The sequence below is a fragment of the Pseudomonas sp. COR18 genome (genome assembly GCF_048568395.1).
Taxonomy (GTDB): domain Bacteria; phylum Pseudomonadota; class Gammaproteobacteria; order Pseudomonadales; family Pseudomonadaceae; genus Aquipseudomonas; species Aquipseudomonas fuscovaginae_B.
In genome coordinates, this window is sequence record NZ_CP183808.1 from 5410310 (window position 1) to 5434936 (window position 24627).

Here is a 24627-nt window from a genome sequence, read left to right on the forward strand (position 1 = left end):
CAGAAAGTTGGCAAAAAGCCATCTATGGGCAGGCTGTCTGCAATGAAAAGCATTATGATTGACGCTTTTGTCCCGTAAGTCAGAAAGGCCAGTCCGTCTATGTCGCTTGACCCCGTCACGTTGTTGACACTCACGATCGCCCTGGCGGCGGCCGCCGCGTTGTACCTGGCGGTCGAGTGGCGCAGTGTTCGTGAGCCATCACTGCTGTTCTGGAGTTCGGGTTTCGCAACGATCAGCATCGGCTCGACTCTCGCCCTGCTGCGTGGAAGCGGCTTTCTGCTGCTGGGTATCTGGTTCGCCAACGGCCTGCTGGTGACCGCGCACTGGTTTTTCCTGATGGGGGTTGCGCGGTTCACCGAAACGCGGCTCTCCCGTACCTGGTTCCTGGTTGTCGTGGTCTGGGTCGCCATGCTGTTTCTGCCCAATGACCCGTCGTGGTCGAAGATCATGATGCTGGTCAATTCGTTGATGGTTGCCCTGGTGACCTTGCGTGCCAGCTTTCTCCTGCGCCCCCATGGCAAGTCGTTGAGTGTGGGGGCGGTGCAGTTGCGTTATGTGTTGCTGATCCACGGGGCTTTCTATCTGATCAAGGCCCTGTCGACGATCATCCCCGGCACTTTGATCGACCTTGCAGCGTTTCGTGGCGAGATCATCCAGATTTCGCTGGTCGAGGGGGCGATGGCGATCATGCTGATTGCGCTATCGATGACCGGCACCGAACGCTATCGCCGGGAAAAGCGTATTGCCCGACTGGCGGCCCGTGATCCGTTGACCGCCATGTACAACCGTCGGGCCCTCGAAGTGCGTGCGCCGCGCCTGCTCGAAGAGGTCTCGGATACCCGGCCGGGAGCATTGCTGCTGATCGATGTCGACAACTTCAAGCTGGTCAACGATCTCTACGGTCATACGGCCGGCGATCGCCTGCTCGTGGCGCTGAGCGAGATGATTCGTTCGGTGTTGCCCGAAGGTGCACTGGCTGCCCGGTTGGGCGGAGACGAGTTCGTCATTCTGCTGGGCGGCACGTCGGGTGAGCAGGTCATTCATCTGGGCAGCACGCTGCGTGACCAGTTTCACCAGGCTGTTCGCCAGACGTTCGACACGCCCCAGGCGGTGACCCTCAGCATCGGCGCCAATCTGTTCGACCAGCCGCCCAGCAGCCTGGCGGCCCTGATCGAACGCAGCGATGCGGCACTCTACGAGTCCAAGCGTGGCGGGCGTGACAGTATTCGCCTGATCGACCGGACCGCTCCCCGCAGCGAGGCTCAGCGCACATCCTGATTCGCGGCTGTCGCCAACTGACGTGGAGGGGGGAGGCAATGGCGGCCAACAAGGATCGGGCTGCCAGGTTGAGCCGCTATTGGCCAAAAATCATGTCGAAGGCGAGCCGGCCCAGCGGGAGCATCAGAACCGCAAAGATGATGCCTAGCTGCCAGTACACCAGTTTGAATCTTGATTCGGTGTCCATTTTCAATTCGGTGATCGACGTCTTCAACGTGAAGCCCTGATCCTTGATGGCTGCGCGCAGTTCGTTACCTTGTTTTTCCATCGCCATACGCAGGTCATTGCCTTGTTTCTGCATCGCCATGCGCAGTTCGTTGCCCTGTTTCTCCATCGCACTGCGCAGTTCATGCCCCTGTTTTTCGATCTCACCACGCAACTCGTGGCCTTGTCTTTCCAGGGCCAGGTGAAATTCGTGGCCTTGTTTCTCCATCGCAAGGCGGAATTCACTGCCTTGCTCCCTGATTTCCGCTCGAAGCTCAACCCCTTGCACGGAGACGGCCTTGGCCAGGGTAGCTATCTGCTCACCTTGCTGCCTGACCGCGCCTTGCAGTTCCCTGACCGAGCCTTGCAGCTCCCTGATCGGGGCTCGCAGGCTCTGGCCCAGGTCGGCAATCTTCTGATTCATCTGCTTCTCGACGCGAATCAGGGCGGATCTTGATGCTGGATTTTGCATTTCGCCTCCCAGGCCCTGGCGACGGCCCCGGGTCCTTCGGGTGATGCGTTCATGGGATGTCTGCACGTTGTTCATATCCTGGCCTCGAAGATTGAAGCCACTAAAGGGGGCTTCTGCCCCGGGCAACAAGCCTGATCACATAATTGAACCGGATACCCCAGGTGAGATAGTCAGTGCATTCTCCGGTGGCCGTAAGAAAATACTTCGCGTGTTGCGTGCAAAGGAACGGTTATCCCCCTTGGGCGGGTCGAAGGATTGGGGCCGTTCCGTTCGGGCTTATTGAGCCTGCGGTATTGGGAGTACGGTTGTCCTACGATTGGGCCAACAAGGGCATGGCAGTATTTGCAAAAGAGTATTAACAAGGCAATGGCGCCAATATATTGCCGAGATTGCCTGTCCACTGGGGGAAAACCTATTTAAAGAGGGCAGGTGATCCGAACCCGGCGCAAGAGGATTAAAAGGATATCTTCCGGCGCCGTGGACAGTGATGTCTCTTTTTGGTGCGGCGGGGCATCGTAATGGATAGATTGTCCGACGTTTTTCAATTAATACCTGCTGTTGCTTAACAGATACATATGCTGTTGCTAATCAATTGCACTCATGCGGTGCAACTCCGGCAAGGCGGGACCGGTGCCGGGCAAGGGCACTGGTCCGAAGTGGGGCAGGCCTTTCAGGCACAGACCTTGGCGATCTGCTCGCGCAGCCAGGCACTGGCGCTGTTCTGGCCGCTCTTGCGGTCCCAGAGCATGTCCATGGTGAAGCTGGGCAGGCCCACCGGCGGCTTGCAGAAGGCGAATTTCGTCTCGTCGCAGATGAGCATCTGGATGCGCCGGGGCAGGGTCAGGACCAGTTCCGTCCCGTTGATCATTTCCAGTGCCGCCACATAACTGTTGGAACGGGCGACGATCTGTCGGGTATAGCCTTGTTTGCCCAGCCAGCCATCGACCATGTTGGTATCCGATATCCAGGGCGTGGGAAATACATGCTGGCGGGCAACAAAACTTTCCAGATTGAATTTGTTTCCGGTGGGGGTGAATTTCTTGTCGACGACACAGACCAGATCATCGTCGAGCAGTACTTTTGACTTGAAGTTTCTGGCGTCGCGGTGAAAGTTTGGCCCGGAACAAATGACCAGGTCGAGGCGGCCGTCTGAAAGTTTTTCCGCGGGGATATCCTTGTTGAATTTGTGAACGTTTATGATGACCGGGAAACTGCTTTTGATGAAACTTTTCAGAAGTGTCGGAAGTATCAGTAACTCGAAATACTCGGGAGCGCAGATGTTGAACGTTATCTCTTTCTTTGCCGGATCGAATGGCTTTGTTTCCGAATGACAGAGATTGATGCTTTTAAGGATGTTGATGACATGACTGTACATGCTGGTGGCCTTGCTGGTGGGCCACATGGCATTGCGGGTATGGATGAACAGCTCGTCCTCGAAGCTGGTACGCAGCTTCTTCAGGCAGTAGCTGACGGTGGACTGGCTGACGCAAAGGGTTTCGGACACCTCGGTAACGCTGCTCTGCTCATATATCGCAACAAATACCATCAGGTCCTGCATGTCCAGCTTTCTAAGCAAATTGCTATTGAGCATAAGAGATCCGTCTCGATGAAAATCCAATGGCGCTAATTCGTCACATTCCAGTGATTCATTCTATTTGTATATTAGCGGAAGCAATTTATTTTTTAAATAGCCTCGGCGAAGCCTCCTCCCTATATTCGCGTCTCACATTTTGATTACCCCTGCACAGGGACGGAGGAGGACGAAATGTTGGTACGTGTCACGGAAAATCAGACACCTTTGTGGATACAGGCGACGGAAGTTGTGAAAGAAAAATTTCGCAGCTCTTATAAGGCCAGTGTAGAACCCAACCCGCAGTACTTTGCTTTGACGCAGGATGCCGATGAGCAGATTCTCTCTTGCGCCGGTATAACGTTTGCCGATCACCGGACGTTGTTCTCCGAACAGTACCTGTCGGAGCCGATCGAGGTGATTCTGTCGCGGCGCTTCGAGAAGACCATCGATCGCTCGAACATCGCCGAAATTGGCAACCTGATTTCCCACCATCTGACCGCGGGCATCATCATGGTCAACATGATCCCGCTGCTGGCCTGGTGCATGGGCGCCCATTACCTGCTGTGCACGGTCACACCGCGGGTGCGGGAGATGATGGAGAGCTGCCAGATCGTGTTCGAGCCGCTGCTCGCCGCCGATCCGGACCGTCTGGTCAATGACGACGGCAAGAGCTGGGGCAGCTACTACTCGAAACAGCCGGTGACCGGTTTCATTCGCGTCGACCCGCAACGCTCGCGCTTCGCCGCCTTGACCCTCAATACGCTGTTCAGTCAGTTGCCGACCGACCTGCCAGCGAGGGCGCAACCATGAGCGGTGCATTCATTGCCGACTTGCGGCAGGCCTTGCAGGTCAATCGCGATGCCATCTGCGCGGTCGATTGTGCGGCAAACGGCCTGGAGCAGGGGGGCACCCTGACTTATGGCCAGTTGGAGCAGCGAGCCCTGAACCTGGCCGCCGAGCTGCAACGGCGCTTCAGTGCCGGTAGCGCGGGCGAGCGCGTGGTGCTGGGGATTGCAACGCGCAACAGCAGTGACTGGCTGGTGGCCGACCTGGCCTGCCTGTTCGCCGGCATCACCGCATTGCCCTTGCCACTGGCCTTCAGCCAGTCCCAGGCCGAGCACCTGGCCACGCGCTGCGATGGCTTCCTGGTCGATCACGCGGGGCTGCGTACCTTGACCGAGCGCTGGCTGCTGGACTTCCCCGAGGAGCGTCTGCGCCGGCTCGACCTGCCGGCCATCGAGCAGCCGCTGCTGAATGTGGCGGGCGATGACGAGTGGATCTGCAAGATCATCCATACCTCGGGCACCACCAGCCGGCCCAAGGGGGTGCGCCTGAGCACGGCGGCGGTAGGGGCCGTGCTGGCCTCGTTGCGTCAGGGGATGCCTGCCGATGCCCACCGTCGCTACCTGTCGCTGGTGCCGTTGAGCCTGCTGCTGGAACAGGTCACCGCTGCTTACCTGCCGCTGCTCGCAGGGGGGACGGTGTTTTTCCTGCCGGAAGCGGAGCCGCTGTTGGGGGAGCCGGGGGCTTCGCCACAACGTCTGATCGACTGGCTGCTGCGGGTCGAGCCGACGGCGATGACCGTGCCGCCGGTGATGCTCAACCGTTTCTACGAACAACTGGCCCAGGGCGACGAGCCGGGTGAGCGACTGTCGCGCTACCTGCATTCGGGTGTGCACATCACCTGTGGCGGTGCGGCGGTCAGCGTCGACATTCTCAAGGCCCTGGCCGAGGATGGGATCCCGGTGTTCCAGGGCTACGGGCTCTCCGAGAACGCCTCGGTGGTGAGCATGAACACTGCCTTGCACCAGCGTCTGGGCAGCGTCGGCAAACCGCTGGCGCACGTCCAGGTGCGCATCGGCGCCGACCAGACCATCGAGGTCAAGAGCAGCTCGCTGTTCAGCGGTTATTCGGGCCTGGACCCCAGTGCCTGTTCGATGTCCGAGGATGGCTGGATGGACACCGGCGACCTGGGCTCGCTGGATGCCGATGGCTACCTGTACGTCCACGGGCGCAAGAAGAATGTGATCTGCCTGCCCAACGGCCGCAACGTCAGCCCGGAGCAGGTCGAGCTGGAATACCGCGAGTACCCGGGGGTACGCGACGCCGCAGTGTTTTTCGATGAAGAGCATGGCCTGGTGGCCCTGCTCTGCGTCGAGTCGCTGCCGGAGCGGACCGAACTGGCCCATTGGTCGGGGCGACGCTTTTCCGACATCGAGCGGCCCAGCCGCCTGTGGCTGCTGACCAAGGACGATCCGCTGCTCGAACAGCTCTACACCGTGACCGGCCGCCCGAAGCGCGCCGACATCGCCACTGTTTTCTCCACACTGCAAGGGAATGCAACCCATGAACTCGCCTGCCTATCACTCTGAAAGTCCCGCCGTCTCGATTATCGAGCCCCGGCATTTCACCAGCCTGGGCAAGCCCGAGCTGTATGAACTGCTTGGCCACTACGGCATCGTGCTGTTTCGCAATTGCATCCACAGCGCCGAAGACTTCAGTGCCTTCGTGCGCCAGAACAGTTCGCGGTTGAGCCTGGACCCGGCACGGGTCATGGTCGGCGGCGCGGCGCAACTGGTGGATGCCGGGCGCGATGCGGTCGGCCTGCACTGCGAGAACGGCAACTCGCCGTTCTGGCCCGACATCACCTGGTTCTACTGCCAGGAAGCACCGCGCAAGGGCTCGCAGACCACCCTGTGCGATGGCGAGAAGGTCCTGGGGAAATTGTCGGCCGAGTGCCGCGAGTTCTTCGAGCACAACTCGATCCGCTACAGCCGCACCGTGGCCGGGGACAAATGGCGTCGGCTGGTCTGCCACTATTCCTCGACGCTCTCGGATCCGTCCGCGGTGACCATCGAGGATCTGTTGCAGATCACCGGTGATGACCCACGCACGCAGATCACCTTCAACCCGGCCGACGACTCGATCCACTACGCCTTCAGCACGCCGGCGATCCTGGTCTCCGAATTCAGCCAGCGTCCGGCTTTCGCCAACAGCATTCTCGGCCCGTCCTTCAACTATGAGGCGCCGGTGATCGATACCGTCTCCGGCTTGCCGATCCCGGCCGAGTTCCTGGCCGAAATCGCCGCGGTGACTGCCCAGGAAACCTACCCGGTCGGCTGGCGCGACCACGACATGGTGATGATCGACAACCGCCGGGTCATGCATGGTCGTCAGGCCATCGTCGATGACCGCCGACGCATCTTCAATGCCCTGAGCTACCGTTGAGAGCTTTTCATGAAAAATACTGACAAACAGATCATTACCGGCCAGTACGAGACCTATACCGACGGCGAGGGTCGCAAGATCATCGACCTGAGCGGCGGTTTCGGTTTCCAGGTACCTCAGGTGATCGAGGCCGTCAGCCGCCAGGCCGGCATCATGGGGCTGTCCAATCGCGTGCTGATGTCCGAGCCGCTGATCGGCCTGTGCCGCACCCTGTCCGAGCTGTTGCCCGCGCCGCTGGTCAGCTCCTATGTCTGCAGTTCCGGGGACGAGGCGTTCGAAGGTGCGTTGAAACTGTGCAAGGGCCTCAAGCCCAAGGGCAACACCATCGTCTTCATCCAGGGCGGCGACTACGGCTCGTTGAGCTACGGGCGCTGCTTGAGCACATCGACGGACTATCAGGAAATCCAGCGTTTCCTCGGCTTCGAGCGGGTGGCGATCCAGCAGGTCGCCGACCTGGACAAGGTCGACTGGGCCGACTGCTTTGCGGTTTGCCATACCAGCACGGTGATCGACGAGGGCGGTCGCCTGCGGCTGATCGATCAGGCGCTGCTCGACCAGTTGTATGCCCGCGCCGCCAAGGCTTCGGCACCGGTGATCGCGGTCGATGTGCAGACCTGCCTGGGCAGCCTGGGCCAGCTGTTCGGCTTCCAGCGCTACCAGAACAGCCCGGACATCGTGGTGCTGGGCGGGGCGTTGGGCGGTGGGGCGATTCCCATCGGTACCTACACCTGTAGCGAAGAGATGGCCTACCAGGTCTATGGCCGCAGCAGCCCGGCGAAACACGGGAGCACCACTGCGGGCAATCCGATGGCCTGCCTGGCCGCGCTGACCGCGCTCGACTATGTGCGTCAGCATGACTGTGCCAGGCAGTGCCTGGACAACGGCCGGCTGCTGGCTCAGACGCTCGCTCCGCTGGGGGCGGTGGCCTACGGAGGCTGGGTCAGCCTGCCGCTGGCGGGCGATCTGAAACCGGCCCAATTGTGCCAGATCCTTTACGAACGCGGTGTCTACGTCACCGTGCCACGGGGCCGCGAACTGATTCTGCGGTGCCCGGTTACCGCGCGCCCCGAACCTGTCCAGCGTGCCGCCCAGATCATCAAGGAGACTCTCAGCCATGTCCTTAACTCTGCCGCATGAACAACTGCTGGACGATTGCCAGCGCCACTGGAGTGCTTCGGCAGCCAAGCTCTACCGCCTGGGCAAGACCAGCGTCGAGCAGCACACCGACGGTATCTACGTCACTGACCATGCCGGCAAGCGTTTCATCGACTGTGCCTGCAGTTATGGCGTGTTCATCGTCGGCCATCGCAACCCGCTGGTGCGCGAGCAGGTGCAGAACCAGCTGAACCGCATGGCCTGGGTCCCGGAAGGACGTGTGCACCCGCTGCAGCATGCCTTGTCCGAGCGCCTGCGGGATGTGGTGCCGGGCGAATGGGGGGATGTCCAGTACATGGTTTCGGGCGCCGAGGCCATCGAACAGAGCCTGCGTTATGTGCTCAAGGTACAGAGCAACCGCCGCGGCATCGTGGTGATGGGCGACTCCTACCACGGCAAGACGCTGGCGGCGATGAGCATCCTTGGCCAGCAACAGCACCATCGCAGCTATGGCACCCATGCCCCACAGGTGACCTACGTGCCGTACGGCGACTTCGCCGCCCTGCAGAAAGCGGTGGGCGAGGGCGTGTGCGCGGTGTATGTCGAGCCGATTCTCGGGGGGGCGCACCTGCAGGTGCCGCCGGTGGGCTACATGGCCAACATCCGCGCCTTGTGCGATGCGACCGAGACCCTGCTGGTGGCCGACGAGATCCAGACCGGCTTCGGCCGTTGCGGCAAATGGTTCGCGGTGCAGTATGACGACGTGGTGCCGGACATCATGATCCTCTCCAAGGGCCTGACCGGTGGCTACACCTCGTTCGCCTGCGCCATGTACAGCCAGCGGCTGAGCCGGCAGTTCCCGCTGGCCGAGATCGAGCCCGACCAGCGGACCAATGGCGGCCATCCGGTGGCCTGCGCCTCGGCGCTGGCGGCCATCGACTACATCGAGGAGCACGACCTGGTCGAGCAGTCGCGGATCAACGGCGGCCTGCTGCGCCATGGCCTGCAACGACTGGCCGAGCGCTATCCGGCTATCATCGAGGATGTCCCGGGGGTGGGCCTGATGACCGGCCTGCGTCTGCGCGGTTCGGTGTATGAGGCACTGATGAGCATGGAACTGGGCAAGCGCGGTATCCATGCCGGGCATTCGATGAATGAAAAGGCCCGGCGTCCGGTGCTGCGTTTCTACCCGCCACTGAACATCACGCCCGAGGCCCTGCGCCATGTGCTGACCATGACCGAGGAGGCGCTGGAAGCCATCGCCCGGCGGCCAAGGCTGGGGATCAAGGCGTTCTCCCTGGTGGTGCGCAACATGTATCAGATCCCCAACAAGCTGCTGCGCAGCAAGGCGGAGGGGTGAGCATGTTCAATCCGGATACCCTGACCCTGCGGGAAATGGCCGGTCTGCTGCGCCGCGGCGCGCTGACCAGCGTCGAGCTGCTGGAGTTCTATCTGCAACGCATCGCCGAGCGCAACCAGGCGATCAATGCCGTGATTCAGCTCGAGTCCCTCGACGAGTTGCTGCGCCAGGCCCGGGAAGCCGATGAACTGGCCAGCCGCGGCAGGTTTCTCGGCCCTCTGCACGGGGTACCGCTGACGATCAAGGATGTCTGCCACGTGCGCGGCTTCCGCATGTCGCGCGGCCTGGAGGAACTGCTCGGCGAGCCCAGCCGGCAGGACGCCACGGTGGTCGCGCGGCTGCGCGAAGCCGGTGCGATCATTCTCGGCATCACCAACGTGCCCGAGCTGTGCATGGCCTTCGAAACCGAGAACCTGTTGTACGGGCGCACGCTCAATCCCTACGATGCCCAGCGTTCCGCCGGTGGCAGCAGCGGCGGTGAGGCGGCGGCCATCGCCGCCGGTTGCTCACCGGCCGGGCTGGCCTCGGACGCCTGTGGCAGCGTGCGGATTCCGGCGCATTTCAATGGCATCTGCGGGCTCAAGCTGACCCAGGGGCGGGTACCACTGACCGGCCAGTTCCCCAACGACCGTTCCGGGCTGTTCCACCTGACCTCGGCGTTTGGCGTGATGGGCCGCTATGTCGACGACCTGGTGCTGCTCGGGCCGTTGATCAGCGGGGCCGACGGCCAGGATCCGGATACGGTCGATGTGCCGTTCGCCGAGAGCAAACCCCTGGGCGAGCTGCGGGTGGCACTGTCCTGGGAGTCCAGCCGGACCCGGGCCAGCGCCGCGGTGAAAGAGGTGCTGCAGCGCGTCGAGGCCTGCCTGCAAGGTGTGGTCGCCGACGTGAGTCCGGCGCTCCCATCGATGCTCGACGAAGCCTGCGATATCCTCTGGCGGGTGTTCATCACCGGCGCGGACGCCGGCCGTAGCTGGCAGAAACTGTTCCAGGCCATGGGCAAGCAGGCCTATACCCCGGCCACGGCGGAACTGGTTCGGCGCAGTGAGCAGGTCGAGTTGAGCGTGGATGAGCTCAAGCGTGACTGGATCGCCATCGATACCTTCCGCTACCACTTGGCGAAGTTTTTCGCCGAGCACGACCTGTTCATCTGTCCGGTGTACCCGGACGTCGCCTTCGCCCATGGTGAGTCGCTGGAAGACCGCGATCGCTACGCTTTCGTGTTCCCGTTCAGTCTGTCGGGTTCGCCGGCGGTGGTCATTCGCGCCGGCCATGATCCCGACACCGGCCTGCCGATCGGCATCCAGCTGGTGGGGCCGCACTGGCAGGAGGCACGTCTGCTGGCAGTGGCGGCGTTCCTTGAGCGTCAACTGGAACGCTGGGCCCCGGTGGCGCCCCGGGGCACCGTCCTGCGCTGAGGTTTCTCAGGCCAGGACCGGCTTGGTGCTACGGCTGCCCAGCACCAGTGCGCCCATGCCGACACCCACCAGCACGGCACCGACGGCTTCCACCAGCGTCGGTTGCTGGCCCAGCCAGAACCAGTGGAACAGGGTCACGAACAGGGTATTGAGGTAGACATAGGAAATCACGGTCGACGGGGCGATCACCCCGATGGCCCGATGCAGCAGCCAGAAGGTCGCCAGGGTGCCGAACAGCGCCAGGTACACCAGCCAGAACAGATCCCGCCCCGTCAGCAGCGCACCGCTGCGCCAGCCACCGCTGAATACGCAGAACACCAACAGAAACAGCGAGCCGAAGAGCATGTTCCAGAAGGTCATCGCCACCGGGTCGCGTCCTTTGAGCACCTTGTTCTTGAAGCGCTGGCTCAGGGGCGAGTAGAGCGCCATCGCCAGGCAGCCGATGATGAAGACGATCACCGGGTAGGGGGCGGGCAGCTCGCCCGGAGCGGCCCCCTTGAGAATCAGCAGCACGGCGCCCACCGCGGCGAGCGTCATCGGCAACAGGCGCGCCCTGAGACTGGCGCTGGGCAGCAGAAAGGCCTCGAAGCCCAGGGTCATCAGCGGCACCAGGGTGTACAGCGTCGCGGTGTTGACCGCCGTGGTATAGCGCAACGCCTCGAACAGCGAACCGAAATACGCCGCCAGCAGCAGGCCCAGCACGGCGTGGGCCAGCAGGCCCCTGGCGGTCAGCGCAGACTTGTTGTTCAGAAGCAGCAGCGGCAGGAACAGCAACGCGGAAAACAGCAGGCGCAACCCGGTCAGCAGGATCGGGTCAATCGATTGGCCGACTTCGGCGGCAGCGAAGAATGACGCAGCGATCAGCAGCGCCCAGATCAGCATGCCCCAATGTGCGGCAGCGAAACCGACTTGTTTCATGAGTTTCTCCAGGAATGAGGGTGAGTGGCCCGGGTGGGCGAATGCCCCGTGCCCGGTTTGAACAGGGACAGACGGGGCAGGGGGGGGTCGCAGCAGAAGAGGCGGTCCTTTCAAGCCAAGCCGGGCGACCTGGCTTGAAAGGACCGTCGATGACTAGCGGATATGCTGGGCGTAATGCTTGGGGTTGAACCGCAGCACCATCAGGATCATCACGGCCATCACCGCGGCCAGCGACCACCAGGCCCATTCGAAGCTGCCCAACTGGTCGCGGATCACCCCGGCGATCAGCGGCGACAGGCCGGCGATCAGGTAGCCGATGCCCTGCACGAAGGCGGTCAGGCCACCGGCGCGGCGGGGGTCTTCCAGGTGATCGAGGGAGACGATCAGGCTCATCGGGAACAGGCCGCCGATACCCAGGCCCAGGAGGCAGGGCCAGAGCAGGGTGAAGTGTTGCGGGCTGAGGATCAGGCCACAGAAACCGGCGATGATCAGCCCCAGCAATACGGCCAGCACCAGGCGCCGGTCCTGGCTGCGGTTGGCCAGCGCCGGGGTCACCAGGCCGGACACCACTTCCATGGCGGTCAGCAGGCCCAGCAGCAGGCCGGCGCTCTGTTCGCTCCAGCCTTTTTCCACGTAGTAGGGGGCCAGCCAGGCCAGCACGCAGGTATAGGACGCCGTGCCGAGGCCGAAGAAAATCGCCAGCAGCCAGGCCCGCGAGTTACCGGCGAACGACTCCTGCCGGGTTTTGCCGGGCGCCTGTGGCAAGGCCGGTACCGCCGAGCGCTGGGCGTACCAGATGACCAGCGCCACCAGCGCCAGCACCGCCCAGATCGCCAGGCTGATGCGCCAACTGCCGGTCTGGGCCAGGACGAAGGGCGAGAACGAAGCCGCCACCGCCGCGCCGCCCATGATCGAGGTGACGTACACCCCCATGAACAGCGAGACGTTGTTGCTGAAGCGTGACTTGATCAGCGCCGGCATCACCGCCTGGATCAGGGCGATCCCGAGGCCGGCCAGCACCGCACTGAGGATCAGCTCGGTGGTGCTGTTCAGGTACAGCCGCGAAGCGGTGGCCAGGCCGATCACCAGCAGCGACACGACGATGGTGCGGTGTTCGCCGAAGCGCAGGGCCAGGCGCATGCCGAGAAACATTGCCAGGCCCATGGCCATGACTGGCAACATGGTCAGCAGGGCGGCAGCACTGAAGCTGAGTGGGATATCACCGCGAATCGCCGAGAGCAGCGGGCCGACAGCGGCCATCGAGGGCCGCAGATTGAGCGCGACCAGTACCACGCTGACCATCAGCCAGACGGCATGAGCGCTTGAAGCTCTAACGTTTTCCATGTGGGAGCCTTCCATGACAAAGCTCCAATTAGGCCACCGCTTGTCGACAGGGGCAATTTGAAAAACTAATGGGGTCGATTGAAAAATTAGGTGGGTACCGGGTTGACGGTACCCTCCGGCAGGCGCCTGGCAGGCGTTCGGCCCCGTCCTGCCTGGTCGTCATGACGGGTCGAGCGGTATGCGCCGCAGCCGGCCGGTCAGAGGCGCGTTTGGCCTCATGGCATTTGCGGCAGTTCTTCGGGGCGCAGGTCGAACACCAGCACTTCGGCATCCACGCCATTGGCCAGGGTCAGCAGGCGTTCCTGACGTACCCGCACGCCGTCACCGGTCTGCAGCACCAGGCCGTTGAGCTCGACGCTGCCGCGGGCGACGTGGACATAGGCGTAGCGGTGCTCGGCCAGTTCCAGGCTGGCGCTTTCCTTGCCATCGATCAGGCCGGCATAGACCCGCGCGTCCTGGCGGACCTTCAACGAGCCCTGGTCGCCATCGGGGGAGATGATCAGGGCCAGACGGCCACGCTTCTGTTCTTCGCTGAAATGCTGCTGCTGATAGCGTGGGGTGGCGCCACTGACGTCGGGCACGATCCAGATCTGCAGGAAGTGCACCAGCTCGTCGTGGGAGTGGTTGAACTCACTGTGGGCCACGCCGGTACCGGCGCTCATCAGTTGCACGTCGCCGGGGCGGATCACCGAACCGGTGCCCAGGGTGTCCTTGTGTTCCAGGGCCCCTTCGAGCACATAGGAGAAAATCTCCATGTCCCGGTGCGGATGCTGGCCGAAGCCCTTGCCGGCCGCGACGCGGTCATCGTTGATCACCAGCAGGTCGGAAAAACCCTGCTCGTTGAGGTTGCGATAGTTGGCAAAGGAAAAGGTGTGGAACGACTTCAACCAGCCATGGTTGGCAATGCCGCGGTCGGAAGCTTTACGAAGCGTGAGCATGATGAATTCTCCTTGGGGGACGTGGATTCGTCCGAGTGAGGAGCAGCTTAATGGTTACTCATCAGTTCAATAAGTAGATGGAAATTGAAAGACCGTCCCTCTCCAGTTGACAGTCTGGGTCGCCCCTCCTGTATCCTTGCCATGCACCACAGTCGCGCCGGGTAGCCATCCCCCGGGTGATCGTGTGGGCGCTCCCCGTTGAGAGTGAAGTGATGTCCAAGCAATGAAAACCGTGGCTATGGTGCTGTTTCCTGACTTTCTGCTGCTCGACATGGCCGGGCCCATGGAGGTGTTCTCCATGGCCAACCGCTACCTCAAGCCCGCCGACCACTATCAGCTCCTGACCATTGGCAGCGAACCGGGAGCGTTGCGCGCCTCCAACGGCGTGCGCGTCCAGGCCGACCAGGGCCTCGACCAGCCGCCGTCGGCCTACGACCTGCTGCTGGTCCCGGGCGGTCCCGGTGGCTACAACCGGACCCATCCGCAATTGGTCGACTGGCTGCGGCAGGCGGCCGAAAAGGCCACCAGCTATGGTTCGGTCTGCACCGGGGCCTTTGTGCTGGGGCATGCCGGTCTGCTCGACGGCCACCGTGTCACCACCCACTGGAACTACACCGAGCGCCTGATCAAGGCCTTTCCCGCGGCCATGGTCGAGACCGATCGGATCTACCTGCGCGATCACAGGCTGCTGACCTCCGGTGGTGTCACCGCCGGCATCGACCTGGCGTTGGCGGTGGTGGCCGAGGACCACGGCAAGAAGGTCGCCCAGGACGTGGCGAAGGTCCTGCTGGTGGTGATGAAGCGTCATGGCGGGCAGGCGCAGTTCAGCCCGCTGACCGCGGCGGTCGCACCGCAGCAGACGCCGGTGACCCGGGTGCAGAACCATGTGCTCGAACACCTCGACGAAGCGTTCAGCATCCAGAGCATGGCTGCCCTGGTGAACATGAGCCCACGCCATTTCTCGCGCATGTTCCTGCGCGAGACGAACATGACGCCCATGGCGTTCGTCCAGAACGCCCGCATCGATTACGCCCGGAGCCTGCTGGAAAGCACCGACCTGCCGCTCAAGACCGTGGCCTACAAGAGCGGTTTCGGCAGCGTGCGACACATGCGTTTCCTGTTCGGTGAAAAACTCGGGCTGCCCCCCATCCAGTACCGCGAGCAGTTCAGCTGAGGCACGTTTGTCCGCCTCGCGCACCGGGAAGTCCGTAACGCTCCCCCAGGGACGGTTGTTCCGTCACCCATGCCTGCCAAGATGGATGCGGATATTTCGCAAGGGAGGTGTGGGTCCGCTGGAACACTTCGCGCGTCGGCTCTGGCCACGTCGATGTCGGGGCCGGCTCGGGCCCGCGAGTAAAGATGAACAGCCTCAGACAATGGGCGGGCGATGCGCTGCTGCGCTTTGGCCCCTATGCCTTTCACCTGCGCCAGCGACTGGTCCTGGAAGGCGAGCGACCGCTGCGCATGGGTGGCCGTGCGCTGGATATTCTGCAGGTGCTGCTCGAACAGGCGGGCAGTGTGGTCAGCAAGGACGAACTGATCGCCCGTGTCTGGCCGACCTCGGTGGTCGAGGAAATCAACCTGCGTGTGCACATTGCCGCCTTGCGCCGGGCCCTGGGTGACGGCGAGGGTGGTCAGCGCTACATCATCAACGTTCCGCAGCGCGGCTACAGCTTCATTGCCTCGGTGCAGCGCGAACAGGCGGCGTTGCCGGTCCTGCTGGAAACCGCACTCAAGCCCCAGCACAATCTGCCGGCCCGGCTGACGCCGGTGACCGGACGCGATTCGCTGGTCGGCAGCCTGGTGCGTCAGTTGCCGGTGCGGCGCTTCATGACCCTGACCGGCCCGGCCGGTGTCGGCAAGAGCACCACCGCGCTGCGGGTCGCCGAACTGCTGCTGCAGCACTACCGCGATGGTGTGTGGATGATCGACCTGGCCACGCTCGAGGATCCGGCGCAGGTGGTCGGGCAACTGGCGCGCAGCCTGGAACTGGACAACGACCTGAACGGCCTGGCCGAACGGCATACCCTGGTGGTGCTGGACAACTGCGATCAGTTGCGTGACGACTGCCGGGCCCTGACCGGGCAGTTGCTGGCGGCGGCACCGCGGCTGTCGCTGCTGGTCACCAGCCGTGAGCCGCTGGCGGCCTGCGATGAATACGTACAGCGCCTGCCCCCCTGGCGGTGCCACCGGCGTCGGCACTGCACAGCGTCGAGCAAGCCATGGGCTACTCGGCGGTGCAATTGTTCGTCAGTCGGGCCCGGGCTTGCCAGCAGGGTTTTTGCCTGCGCGAGCGGGATCTGCTCGCGGTCCGCGATATCTGTCGCCGGCTCGACGGTCTGCCGCTGGCGATCGAGCTGGCGGCAACGCAGATCGGCGCATTGGCGCTGGTGGGCCTGCAGGCCCAGCTCGACAACTGTTTCCAACTGCTGACCCAGGGCCGCCGAACCGCCGAGCCGCGCCACCGGACGCTCAAGGCGGCGCTGGACTGGAGCTACGAGCGCCTGGCACCGCTGGAACGCATGCTGTTGCAGCGCCTGGCGGTCTTCAAGATGGGCTTCACCGTGGAGGCGGCCATCGCGGTCGTCGGCTTTGAACCGCTGGAACCGGCGCAACTGCCGCCATTGCTGGCCAGCCTGACCGACAAATCGCTGCTGGGAGTGGAGCAGGGCAGCGGTGCGCCGCGTTACCGCCTGCTCAACACCACCCGCACCTATGCGCTGGAGCAGTTGCAGCGTAGCGGGCACCTGCGCCTGGTGGAGCAGCGCCATGTCAATTATCTGGGGTGGGCGCAGCGGGTCTCAGGCTGACCGGCGTGGCTCCAACTGATCGAGCAGTTGCGCAGCCACGAGCAGGTCGGGTGTCTCGCCGCCTTCGCTGAACCGCCGATGGACCGCCGCCAGCAGTTCGTGGGCCGGGCAATAGCGACCCTGCTGCTGCCATAGCCGTGCCAGCGAGGTGGCACTGCGCAGTTCCCAGGCCAGGGCACCTTGCGCCCGGGCTATGTCGATGGCCTTGAGCAGCATGGCTTCGGCGGCTTCCAGGTGATGCTGTGCCAGCAGCTTTTCGGCCTGGGCGCGCAGGATCTCCGCGCAGCTCCAGCCGGCCGCACCGCTTTCGGCGCGTTCGAGCAACGCGTCGTCGACCAGGCGGCGGTCGAGGGTCACCAGGATCTCCTTCACCAAGCCGCTGCTGGCCGGGATCAGGGTGACCGGTGTTTGCTTGTCGATCACCTGGGCGTAATGCCGGCCCCAGTTCTGGAACAGCGCGACCGAGTGCTTCTGCGCCTGGCCCAGCAGCGTCTGCAGCAGTTCCCGGGCGGTTTCGGTGTCGCCGTTGCAGTAGGCGATCGGGCAGCCGGCCAGCGCCAGGGTGTAGCAGATCGAGGTGCCATGATTGACCTGCAGGGCGAGGTCCAGTGCCTGCCGGGCGGTGCGCCAGGCCTGCTGAGGCAGGCCCTGCAGCCAGAGGATGCGTGCCAGGACGGTCAGGGCGGCGACGCCCTGGTCGTACTGCACGCCAAAGTCGCGGGTGAAACGGTTGACGTGATCGCTGTGGGCCAGGCGCTGCAGTACCTGTTCGGCGAGCTCCCGGGCCAGGTGCTGGTCGCCGGAATAGTGCAGCGCCAGCACCCGCAGGCGCTGGGTGCCGAGCGACAGCGGGGTATCGCCCAGCGCCAGCTGGTCGAACTGCCGGCTCAGTTCCAGGGCCAGCCGGTAGTTGCCGTTGCTGAGGTTGGCGGTCATGTGCCCGGACACCGCCTTGAGCTGGCCGCCGAGTTCGCCATGGTATTCGGCCAGGGCCTGGGCGCTGCTGAAGGTGTCGATGGTTTCGCTGCTGCCGCCCTGGCTGTGGTAGCAGGCGTTGCCCAGGGCCAGCTTGAGCGCGATGGTCAGGCGTGGGCAGGGATCGGCCGTCCTTTCGAGCAGCTTGAGCGCCTTGCGCACATGGTCGCCGTGTTCCTTGGGCAATGACAGCTCCTGCCACAGGGGCGCCGAGGCGGCCGCCAGGCGGATTGCCAGGCTTTGCGGGCCCTGGGGCCCCAGCCCCCAGTCCAGCGCCGCGCGCAAGTCTTCCAGGCCGCGGGCGTAGCGCTCCAGCCAGCGTTCGGTAGCGGTGTGTTCCCACTCGACCTGGGCCTGTTCCATCAGGGCCAGGCAGCGTTCGGCGTGGCGCCTGCGGGTTCCCGGCAACTCGCAGGCCAGGTCGAGTTTTTCCAGGGCGTAGTGGCGGGTGGTGTCGAGCAGCCGGTAGAACACCTCTTCGTCACCCACCTCGACGTTCAGCAGCGACTTGGCCACCAGTTGCGTGATCGAGGCGAACACCTCATCGGCTTCGACGTTCGCGCCCCTGATCACCGCGGCGGCCGAATCCAGGGTGAAGCTGCCGCGGAACACCCCCAGCCGACGCAGGCAGGTCTGCTCGTTGGCGGTCAGTAGTTGGTAACTCCAGTCCAGGGTGGCGCGCAGGGTCTGGTGGCGACCCAATGGCGTCTGGCCGCCTTGGGCCAGCAGGCGAAAGCTGTCCTGCAACTGCGTGAGCAGGCCGTCCAGGCCGAGGTCGTCGACCTGGGCGGCGGCCAGTTCGATGGCCAGTGGAATGCCGTCCAGGCGGCGGCAGATCTCGATGGCCTGGGGCAGTTGCTCCCGGGTCAGTTCGAAGCTGTCCTGGCTGGCCATGGCCCGCTCGACGAACAACTGCAGGGCGGGGAAATCCAGGGCCCGGGCGTGGTCCTGGGCGGCTGCCGGCGGCGGGCAGTCGAGCGAGTCCAGACGCTGCACGAACTCGCCTTCGGCTCGCAGGCTCTCGCGGCTGGTGGCCAGGATATGCACCTGCGGGGCGCCCCGCAGCAGGCTTTCGCACAGCGGCGCGACGGCGTCGAGCAGGTGTTCGCAGTTGTCGATCACCAGCAGCATCTGCCGTTCGCGCAGGCAGGCGACGATGCTGGCGGTGGGGTCCGTCTCCTGCACGGGAATTTCGAGCAGCGTCGCCAGATGCGTGGCGGCCAGCGCCGGATTGTCGAGCGGGGCCAGGTCGAGCAGGCGAATGCCGTCCCGATAGCGGCCGATCAGTTGCTCGGCGACGCTCAGCGCCACGGTGGTCTTGCCGATGCCGCCGGGGCCGACCAGGGTGATGAAGCGCTGGTACGAGAAGTGCCGGAGCATGGCGGCGAGCAGCGCCTGGCGACCGATCATGCGGGTCCGGCGTATCGGCAGGTTGTGGCTGGCCGGCGCGGCGCCTTGCGGCTGTTGTTCGAGCAGGCCCCGCTGGCAGGGGGCGACGAAGCTGTAGCCGCGCTGGGCCACGGTGACGATGTAGCGCTGCCCGGCCTGGCCGTCGCCCAATGCCTTGCGCAGTGCGGCGATGTGCACCCGCAGGTTGATGTCCTCGACCACGCTGTCGGGCCAGACCCGGGCCATCAGCTCCTGCTTGCTGACCAACTGCCCTGCGTGCTCGAGCAGGATCAACAGGATGTCCATGGCCCGTCGCCCCAGTCGCAGAGGGCGGTCGCCCTCCAGAATCAGGCGTTGTCCGGGATAGGTTCGATAGGGGCCGAAACGCACGGCCTGCTCGAGTGAAAGGGTCAACGGGTCACTCCTGCTCGCTTTTTCTTCTGATCGTCCTCCGTGGTTCGTCGACGGAGGCGGCGGATGATCCGGGGCGCACGCAAGGCCCTGTCCATCACGCAATATCCGTGCATATTCCTCAGGTTTTGGCGGTTGTGCAATGTAGTGGCAGGTTGCCCCTGGCCGCTGGGGCAACTGCCATCCGTTTCACGACGGATGACCGGCAGGGTGTGGCGGCGAGGGGCAGGGCGGTGGAGCTCGGGATTACCGGGCGCAAGGCTTCTCGACATAGCACAGGTGGCGCTCACCCCGTCGGGCAGGCCTGTCGGCCAACTGTTGGCAGCGCCAGGCGAACGGGTTGATCCCCTCACTTCGCGTGAAGATGTGGCAGAAGTACGCCTGGTCGCAGAACCCGCAGTCCAGGCTGATCTGCGTCAGGCTCAGGTCGGTCTCGCGGATCAGGTGCTTGGCCCGCTCGATCCGCTGCTGGCGAATCCAGTCCTGGGGCGAGAGCCCGGTGCTGCACTTGAAGGCCCGGGAGAAATGGCTGCGCGACAACGAGCAGGCGCGGGCCAGCTCGCTGATCTCCAGGGTTTCGCTCAGGCGCTCGAGGATCAGTTGCTTGACCAGGTTTTCCCGCCAGGGCGACAGGCCGCCGGTGGTGGAATTGCGGGTTTCGCTGGCACAGGGCGCAGCGGCGATGTGCTGTGTTTGAACCATGGTCAAAGTCCGTGTCGAGGTGAGGGGCGCTGGCGCACAGCACGTCGAGTCAGCACCGTCCCACGGGAAATACAGGTAGGGGTTGAGGTCACCATTGTTGGACGAGGGCCGTTAAGGGGCGAGTTAAACGTTGTTAATTCCGTGTCCGGCCAGGGTGTGGCACAAGGCTGGCAACTGAGCACATCCTTTCAAGTATCGAGGGTAGGCGCCGATGGATACTGGAGGATCGCTCCCGGCTGACCGATGAGGAGACTGTGCCGATGAACCGAAACGACCTGCGCCGCGTCGACATGAACCTGCTGGTGATTTTCGAAGCCCTGATGTTTGAAAAGAACCTGACCCGGGTCGCGGAAAAGCTCTTCATGGGCCAGCCGGCCGTGAGCGCGGCCCTGGGCCGCCTGCGCGACCTGTTCGACGACCCGCTGCTGTTGCGCAACGGCCGCGGTATGGAGCCGACGGCACGGGCCCTGGCGATTCTCAAGGAACTGCAGCCGGCCATGGACACCATCTCCGGTGCGGTCAGCCGGGCCAAGGATTTCGATCCGGCGACCAGTCGCGACGTGTTTCGCATCGGCCTGTCCGATGACGCCGAGTTCGGCCTGTTCCCGCCGTTGCTGAGCCAGTTGCGCGAGGAGGCGCCGGGGATCATCGTCGTGGTGCGCCGGGCCAACTACCTGCTGATGCCGTCGCTGCTGGCCTCCGGGGAGATCTCCGTCGGCGTGAGCTACACCACCGACCTGCCGGCCAACGCCAAGCGCAAGATGCTGCGCGACATTCCCTGCAAGGTGCTGCGGGGCGACGACCGCCCTGGCCCGCTGACCCTGGACGAGTACTGCGAGCGGCCCCATGCGATGGTGTCGTTCTCCGGCGACCTGAGCGGCAATATCGACCTGGACCTGGCGAAGATCGGCCGCACCCGCCGGGTGGTACTGGGCGTACCGCAGTTCAGCGGGTTGCGGGCGTTGCTGGCGGGGACCGAGATGATCGCCACCGTGCCCGACTATGCCGCCTGCGCCCTGGTCGAAGGTTGCGCCCTGCGCGCCGAGGACCCACCGTTCGAGATCGATGCGGCGCAACTGTCGATGGCCTGGAGCGGCGTACATGACAACGACCCGGCCGAACGCTGGCTGCGTTCGCGGATTGCGCAGTTCATGTCCGCGCCACTGAACATCCCCGCGCCCTAGAGGGCGTTCGCCGATGAGTCCCCCACAAGGCCAGCGCCGCTCTCAAGGCATGTGCTGCGTGGCAGTTGGATTCATCCGTGAAGAGGCCATCAAGCCTTGCCCGGGCTCTCGACGGCCGCGATGACAGCCTGAACACCGCTTCTCTGGAAAGAGAGCACGTACATTCAATTTTTCCGCAGCCCGCCCCCGCACTATCGGTAAACAGTCCGGCGTCCCGACGCCGGTGGTTTCTCTTGGTGATGGGTGGATCATGAACGCTTCGTGCTGGAATGAACGGGCGCAGGCCTTCGGCTTGCTATTCATGCGCGTCAGCGCCGCGGTGTTTCTGCTCTGGGTCCATGGCCTGCCGAAACTGCTGCACTACAGCGCCGAGCTGCAGAACATCGAAGACCCCTTCCACCTGGGCGCGAACCTGACCCTGCTGCTGGCGATCTTCGCCGAAGTGTTCTGCCCGCTGCTGGTCATCGCCGGCGTACTGGTGCGTCTGGCGTGCTTGCCTATTCTCTGTGTATTGCTGGTGGCACTGGTGTTCGTGCACCCGGAGTGGACCCTCGCCGAAGGCCAGTTCGCCTGGTTGCTGCTGATCCTCTTCACCAGCCTTTTCATCGCCGGTCCCGGACGACTGGCGCTCAACAATCGTTTCGCCGGGATCTGGCGCATTGCCTGAGTCGCTGGCGAGCCTTTTCCATTTCTACCCTGACGAAGGAGACGCGATGAACGCCGATCTGATTCTGTTCAATGGTCAATTCCATACCGTTGACCGTGAGAAACCCCGGGCCAGCGCCGTGGCCATTCGTGAAGGCCGCTTCGTAGCGGTCGGCACCGATGCCGAGGCCATGGCCTTGCGGGGTGCGGGCACCCAGCTCATCGATCTCAAGGGGCGTTGCGTGATTCCGGGTCTGAACGACTCGCACCTGCACCTGATCCGTGGCGGCCTGAACTACAACCTCGAACTGCGCTGGGAAGGCGTGCCCTCGCTGGCCGATGCCCTGCGCATGCTCAAGGACCAGGCCGACCGCACGCCGACGCCACAGTGGGTACGCGTGGTCGGCGGCTGGAACGAGTTCCAGTTCGCCGAAAAACGCATGCCGACCCTGGAAGAGCTCAACCAGGCCGCGCCTGACACTCCGGTGTTCGTACTGCACCTATACGACCGTGCCTTGCTCAACCGCGCCGCCCTGCGCGTGGCCGGCTATACCCGTGACACGCCGAACCCGCCAGGTGGCGAGATCGTGCGTGACAGCAACGGCGAGCCGACCGGCATGCTGGTGGCCCGGCCGAACGCGATGATTCTCTACTCGACCCTGGCCAAGGGGCCCAAGCTGCCGCTGGAATACCAGGTCAACTCGACTCGCCAGTTCATGCGTGAGCTGAACCGCCTGGGCCTGACCAGCGCCATCGACGCCGGCGGTGGCTTCCAGAACTACCCCGATGACTACCAGGTGATCGAGCAGTTGGCCAAGGACGGGCAACTGACCGTGCGCATCGCCTACAACCTGTTCACCCAGAAACCCAAGGAAGAACTGGCCGACTTCAAGAACTGGACCGGCAGCGTCAAGCTGCACCAGGGCGATGACTTCCTGCGGCACAACGGGGCCGGCGAGATGCTGGTGTTCTCCGCCGCCGACTTCGAGGACTTCCTCGAGCCGCGTCCGGACCTGCCGGCCAGCATGGAGGCCGACCTGGAACCGGTGGTTCGCCACCTGGTCGAGCATCGCTGGCCGTTCCGCCTGCACGCCACCTACAACGAATCCATCAGCCGCATGCTCGACGTGTTCGAGAAGGTCAACCGCGACATTCCGTTCAACGGCCTGCCCTGGTTCTTCGACCATGCCGAAACCATCACCCCGCAGAACATCGAGCGGGTGCGGGCGCTGGGCGGCGGTATCGCGATCCAGGACCGCATGGCGTTCCAGGGTGAGTACTTCGTCGATCGCTACGGCGCCAAGGCCGCCGAAGCCACGCCGCCGATCAAGCGCATGCTGGCCGAAGGCGTGCCGGTCGGTGCCGGTACCGATGCCACCCGTGTCTCCAGCTACAACCCGTGGACCTCGCTGTACTGGCTGGTCAGCGGTCGCACCGTGGGCGGCCTGTCGCTCTATGAGGAAGGCCTGTCCCGGGCCACCGCCCTGGAACTGTTCACCCACGGCAGCGCCTGGTTCTCCTCCGAACAGGGCAAGAAAGGCCAGATCAAGGTCGGGCAACTGGCCGACCTGGCGGCCTTGAGCGCCGACTTCTTCAGCGTCGAGGAAGAGGCCATCAAGTGGATCGAGTCGGTGCTGACCGTGGTCGGCGGCAAGGTGGTGTACGCCGCCGATGACTTCGAGAAGCTCGGCCCGGGCAGCCTGCCGGTGCTGCCGGACTGGTCGCCGGTGGCCAAGGTGCCGGGGCACTGGCGTCCGACGGCGCCGCTGCAGGCCCAGGTGCATCATTGCAGCGGCCCTTGCGCCGTGCACGCCCACAGTCATGAGCGGGCCCGTCATTCGAACGTGCCGGTCAGCGACTTCCAGGGCTTCTGGGGCGCCTTCGGCTGTTCCTGCTTCGCCTTCTGATTTCCCACCCTACGGCGCCGGTCGATCCGACCGGCGCCACAACATGTCCCTACCCATGATGGAGCCTCGAAATGAGCAACGTTCCCTACAAACGCCTGGACAAGAATGACGCGGTGGTTTTGCTGGTCGACCACCAGACCGGCCTGATCTCGCTGGTGCAGGACTTCTCGCCGAACGAGTTCAAGAACAACGTGCTGGCTCTGGCCGACTGCGCCAAGTTCTTCAACCTGCCCACCATCCTGACCACCAGCTTCGAACAGGGTCCCAACGGCCCGCTGGTTCCAGAACTGAAAGAGATGTTCCCGGACGCGCCGTACATCGCCCGGCCTGGCCAGATCAATGCCTGGGACAACGAAGACTTCGTCAAGGCGATCAAGGCCACCGGCCGCAAGCAACTGATCATCGCTGGCGTGGTGACCGACGTTTGCGTGGCGTTCCCGACCCTGTCGGCCCTGGCTGAAGGCTTCGACGTGTTCGTGGTGACCGATGCTTCCGGTACCTTCAACGACACCGTACAGCAGGCTGCCTGGAACCGCATGACCCAGGCCGGCGCGCAGATGATGAACTGGTTCGCGGTGGCCTGTGAGCTGCACCGTGACTGGCGCAACGACATCGAAGGCCTGGGCAACCTGCTGTCGCAGCGGATCCCCAACTACCGCAACCTGATGAACAGCTACGCGGCGCTGACGGCCAAGTAAGCTTTTTGCTTCAACGCAAAACCCGCCGCAACGAGTGCGCTCGTTGCGGCGGGTTTTTCTGCATGGAAGGGTCATCCT

The 24627-nt window shown here is 63.8% G+C and carries 19 protein-coding genes and 1 pseudogene; 13 read left to right on the forward strand and 7 right to left on the reverse strand.

The window, feature by feature from the left end; genetic code table 11:
• Nucleotides 1-99 precede the first annotated feature (99 nt).
• Nucleotides 100-1278 carry a GGDEF domain-containing protein gene (locus tag ACM62G_RS24770; protein ID WP_273821012.1) on the forward strand — a complete coding sequence of 393 codons (1179 nt, stop codon included), beginning with the start codon at nucleotides 100-102 and terminating at the stop codon, nucleotides 1276-1278.
• 76 nt (nucleotides 1279-1354) lie between these two features.
• Here the strand turns inward: ACM62G_RS24770 and ACM62G_RS24775 are convergent, their stop codons facing one another.
• Together ACM62G_RS24775 and ACM62G_RS24780 are read right to left on the reverse strand one after the other, a co-directional pair.
• A complete protein-coding gene (locus ACM62G_RS24775) occupies nucleotides 1355-2029 on the reverse strand; it encodes a hypothetical protein (RefSeq protein WP_419735831.1) in 675 nt (224 codons plus the stop codon).
• Between the two features lie 595 nt (nucleotides 2030-2624).
• Entirely contained in the window at nucleotides 2625-3545 is a 921-nt protein-coding gene (locus ACM62G_RS24780) for a LysR family transcriptional regulator (protein ID WP_054059267.1), read from the reverse strand.
• 174 nt (nucleotides 3546-3719) lie between these two features.
• Here ACM62G_RS24780 and ACM62G_RS24785 point away from each other — a divergent pair, with 174 nt between their 5' ends.
• Genes ACM62G_RS24785 through ACM62G_RS24810 form a run of 6 tightly spaced genes read left to right on the forward strand, consistent with a single transcriptional unit; the run spans nucleotide 3720 to nucleotide 10628 of the window.
• Nucleotides 3720-4337 carry a thermostable hemolysin gene (locus tag ACM62G_RS24785; protein ID WP_054059268.1) on the forward strand — a complete coding sequence of 206 codons (618 nt, stop codon included), beginning with the start codon at nucleotides 3720-3722 and terminating at the stop codon, nucleotides 4335-4337.
• On the forward strand, nucleotides 4334-5899 hold the full coding sequence (locus tag ACM62G_RS24790; protein ID WP_419735832.1) for an AMP-binding protein: 1566 nt from the start codon (nucleotides 4334-4336) through the stop codon (nucleotides 5897-5899). The genes ACM62G_RS24785 and ACM62G_RS24790 overlap by 4 nt, the downstream gene beginning before the upstream one ends.
• A complete protein-coding gene (locus ACM62G_RS24795) occupies nucleotides 5874-6755 on the forward strand; it encodes a TauD/TfdA family dioxygenase (RefSeq protein ID WP_054059270.1) in 882 nt (293 codons plus the stop codon). The genes ACM62G_RS24790 and ACM62G_RS24795 overlap by 26 nt, the downstream gene beginning before the upstream one ends.
• 9 nt (nucleotides 6756-6764) lie before the next feature.
• Nucleotides 6765-7892, forward strand: a complete 1128-nt coding sequence (locus ACM62G_RS24800) for an aminotransferase class III-fold pyridoxal phosphate-dependent enzyme (RefSeq protein WP_273821014.1) — start codon at nucleotides 6765-6767, stop codon at nucleotides 7890-7892.
• Nucleotides 7870-9210, forward strand: a complete 1341-nt coding sequence (locus ACM62G_RS24805; protein WP_054059271.1) for an aspartate aminotransferase family protein — start codon at nucleotides 7870-7872, stop codon at nucleotides 9208-9210. The genes ACM62G_RS24800 and ACM62G_RS24805 overlap by 23 nt, the downstream gene beginning before the upstream one ends.
• A gap of 2 nt (nucleotides 9211-9212) precedes the next feature.
• On the forward strand, nucleotides 9213-10628 hold the full coding sequence (locus ACM62G_RS24810; protein WP_419735833.1) for an amidase: 1416 nt from the start codon (nucleotides 9213-9215) through the stop codon (nucleotides 10626-10628).
• A gap of 6 nt (nucleotides 10629-10634) precedes the next feature.
• On the opposite strand, the gene ACM62G_RS24815 is transcribed toward ACM62G_RS24810, so the two are convergent.
• From ACM62G_RS24815 to ACM62G_RS24825, 3 genes are all read right to left on the reverse strand, one after another.
• The gene (locus ACM62G_RS24815) at nucleotides 10635-11546 is read right to left on the reverse strand and encodes a DMT family transporter (protein WP_054059273.1); all 912 of its coding nucleotides are present in this window, start codon (nucleotides 11544-11546) and stop codon (nucleotides 10635-10637) included.
• Nucleotides 11547-11699: 153 nt separating this feature from the next.
• Entirely contained in the window at nucleotides 11700-12890 is a 1191-nt protein-coding gene (locus ACM62G_RS24820; protein ID WP_273821016.1) for a cyanate transporter, read from the reverse strand.
• Nucleotides 12891-13105: 215 nt separating this feature from the next.
• Entirely contained in the window at nucleotides 13106-13828 is a 723-nt protein-coding gene (locus tag ACM62G_RS24825) for a pirin family protein (RefSeq protein WP_273821017.1), read from the reverse strand.
• 223 nt (nucleotides 13829-14051) lie between these two features.
• On the opposite strand from ACM62G_RS24825, the gene ACM62G_RS24830 reads away from it, so the two are divergent.
• A complete protein-coding gene (locus tag ACM62G_RS24830) occupies nucleotides 14052-15002 on the forward strand; it encodes a GlxA family transcriptional regulator (RefSeq protein ID WP_419735834.1) in 951 nt (316 codons plus the stop codon).
• Between the two features lie 185 nt (nucleotides 15003-15187).
• A pseudogene (locus tag ACM62G_RS24835) lies at nucleotides 15188-16638 on the forward strand (ATP-binding protein).
• On the opposite strand, the gene ACM62G_RS24840 reads toward ACM62G_RS24835, so the two are convergent.
• Together ACM62G_RS24840 and ACM62G_RS24845 are read right to left on the reverse strand one after the other, a co-directional pair.
• Nucleotides 16630-19416 (reverse strand): ATP-binding protein, encoded by a 2787-nt coding sequence (locus ACM62G_RS24840; protein ID WP_419735835.1) that lies wholly within the window; start codon nucleotides 19414-19416, stop codon nucleotides 16630-16632. The pseudogene ACM62G_RS24835 and the gene ACM62G_RS24840 sit on opposite strands and share 9 nt — an antisense overlap.
• Before the next feature lie 243 nt (nucleotides 19417-19659).
• Nucleotides 19660-20115, reverse strand: a complete 456-nt coding sequence (locus tag ACM62G_RS24845) for a helix-turn-helix domain-containing protein (protein ID WP_054059280.1) — start codon at nucleotides 20113-20115, stop codon at nucleotides 19660-19662.
• A 260-nt stretch (nucleotides 20116-20375) separates the two neighbouring features.
• Here ACM62G_RS24845 and ACM62G_RS24850 point away from each other — a divergent pair, with 260 nt between their 5' ends.
• The 4 genes from ACM62G_RS24850 (at nucleotide 20376) to ycaC (ending at nucleotide 24549) form a co-directional block, all read left to right on the forward strand.
• Complete coding sequence (locus ACM62G_RS24850; protein ID WP_054059281.1) at nucleotides 20376-21299, forward strand: LysR substrate-binding domain-containing protein; 924 nt, start codon at nucleotides 20376-20378, stop codon at nucleotides 21297-21299.
• Nucleotides 21300-21549: 250 nt separating this feature from the next.
• A complete protein-coding gene (locus tag ACM62G_RS24855; protein WP_273821021.1) occupies nucleotides 21550-21966 on the forward strand; it encodes a DoxX family protein in 417 nt (138 codons plus the stop codon).
• Nucleotides 21967-22012: 46 nt separating this feature from the next.
• The gene (locus tag ACM62G_RS24860) at nucleotides 22013-23851 is read left to right on the forward strand and encodes an amidohydrolase (RefSeq protein ID WP_273821022.1); all 1839 of its coding nucleotides are present in this window, start codon (nucleotides 22013-22015) and stop codon (nucleotides 23849-23851) included.
• Nucleotides 23852-23922: 71 nt separating this feature from the next.
• Entirely contained in the window at nucleotides 23923-24549 is a 627-nt protein-coding gene (ycaC, locus tag ACM62G_RS24865; protein WP_054059284.1) for an isochorismate family cysteine hydrolase YcaC, read from the forward strand.
• The last annotated feature ends 78 nt before the right edge of the window (nucleotides 24550-24627 follow it).

Coding starts and splice junctions, on each gene's coding strand:
- ACM62G_RS24770 (WP_273821012.1), top strand. CDS start 100: ATGTCGCTTGACCCCGTCACGTTGTTGACACTCACGATCGCCCTGGCG.
- ACM62G_RS24775 (WP_419735831.1), bottom strand. CDS start 2,029: ATGAACAACGTGCAGACATCCCATGAACGCATCACCCGAAGGACCCGG.
- ACM62G_RS24780 (WP_054059267.1), bottom strand. CDS start 3,545: ATGCTCAATAGCAATTTGCTTAGAAAGCTGGACATGCAGGACCTGATG.
- ACM62G_RS24785 (WP_054059268.1), top strand. CDS start 3,720: ATGTTGGTACGTGTCACGGAAAATCAGACACCTTTGTGGATACAGGCG.
- ACM62G_RS24790 (WP_419735832.1), top strand. CDS start 4,334: ATGAGCGGTGCATTCATTGCCGACTTGCGGCAGGCCTTGCAGGTCAAT.
- ACM62G_RS24795 (WP_054059270.1), top strand. CDS start 5,874: ATGAACTCGCCTGCCTATCACTCTGAAAGTCCCGCCGTCTCGATTATC.
- ACM62G_RS24800 (WP_273821014.1), top strand. CDS start 6,765: ATGAAAAATACTGACAAACAGATCATTACCGGCCAGTACGAGACCTAT.
- ACM62G_RS24805 (WP_054059271.1), top strand. CDS start 7,870: ATGTCCTTAACTCTGCCGCATGAACAACTGCTGGACGATTGCCAGCGC.
- ACM62G_RS24810 (WP_419735833.1), top strand. CDS start 9,213: ATGTTCAATCCGGATACCCTGACCCTGCGGGAAATGGCCGGTCTGCTG.
- ACM62G_RS24815 (WP_054059273.1), bottom strand. CDS start 11,546: ATGAAACAAGTCGGTTTCGCTGCCGCACATTGGGGCATGCTGATCTGG.
- ACM62G_RS24820 (WP_273821016.1), bottom strand. CDS start 12,890: ATGGAAAACGTTAGAGCTTCAAGCGCTCATGCCGTCTGGCTGATGGTC.
- ACM62G_RS24825 (WP_273821017.1), bottom strand. CDS start 13,828: ATGCTCACGCTTCGTAAAGCTTCCGACCGCGGCATTGCCAACCATGGC.
- ACM62G_RS24830 (WP_419735834.1), top strand. CDS start 14,052: ATGAAAACCGTGGCTATGGTGCTGTTTCCTGACTTTCTGCTGCTCGAC.
- ACM62G_RS24845 (WP_054059280.1), bottom strand. CDS start 20,115: ATGGTTCAAACACAGCACATCGCCGCTGCGCCCTGTGCCAGCGAAACC.
- ACM62G_RS24850 (WP_054059281.1), top strand. CDS start 20,376: ATGAACCGAAACGACCTGCGCCGCGTCGACATGAACCTGCTGGTGATT.
- ACM62G_RS24855 (WP_273821021.1), top strand. CDS start 21,550: ATGAACGCTTCGTGCTGGAATGAACGGGCGCAGGCCTTCGGCTTGCTA.
- ACM62G_RS24860 (WP_273821022.1), top strand. CDS start 22,013: ATGAACGCCGATCTGATTCTGTTCAATGGTCAATTCCATACCGTTGAC.
- ycaC (WP_054059284.1), top strand. CDS start 23,923: ATGAGCAACGTTCCCTACAAACGCCTGGACAAGAATGACGCGGTGGTT.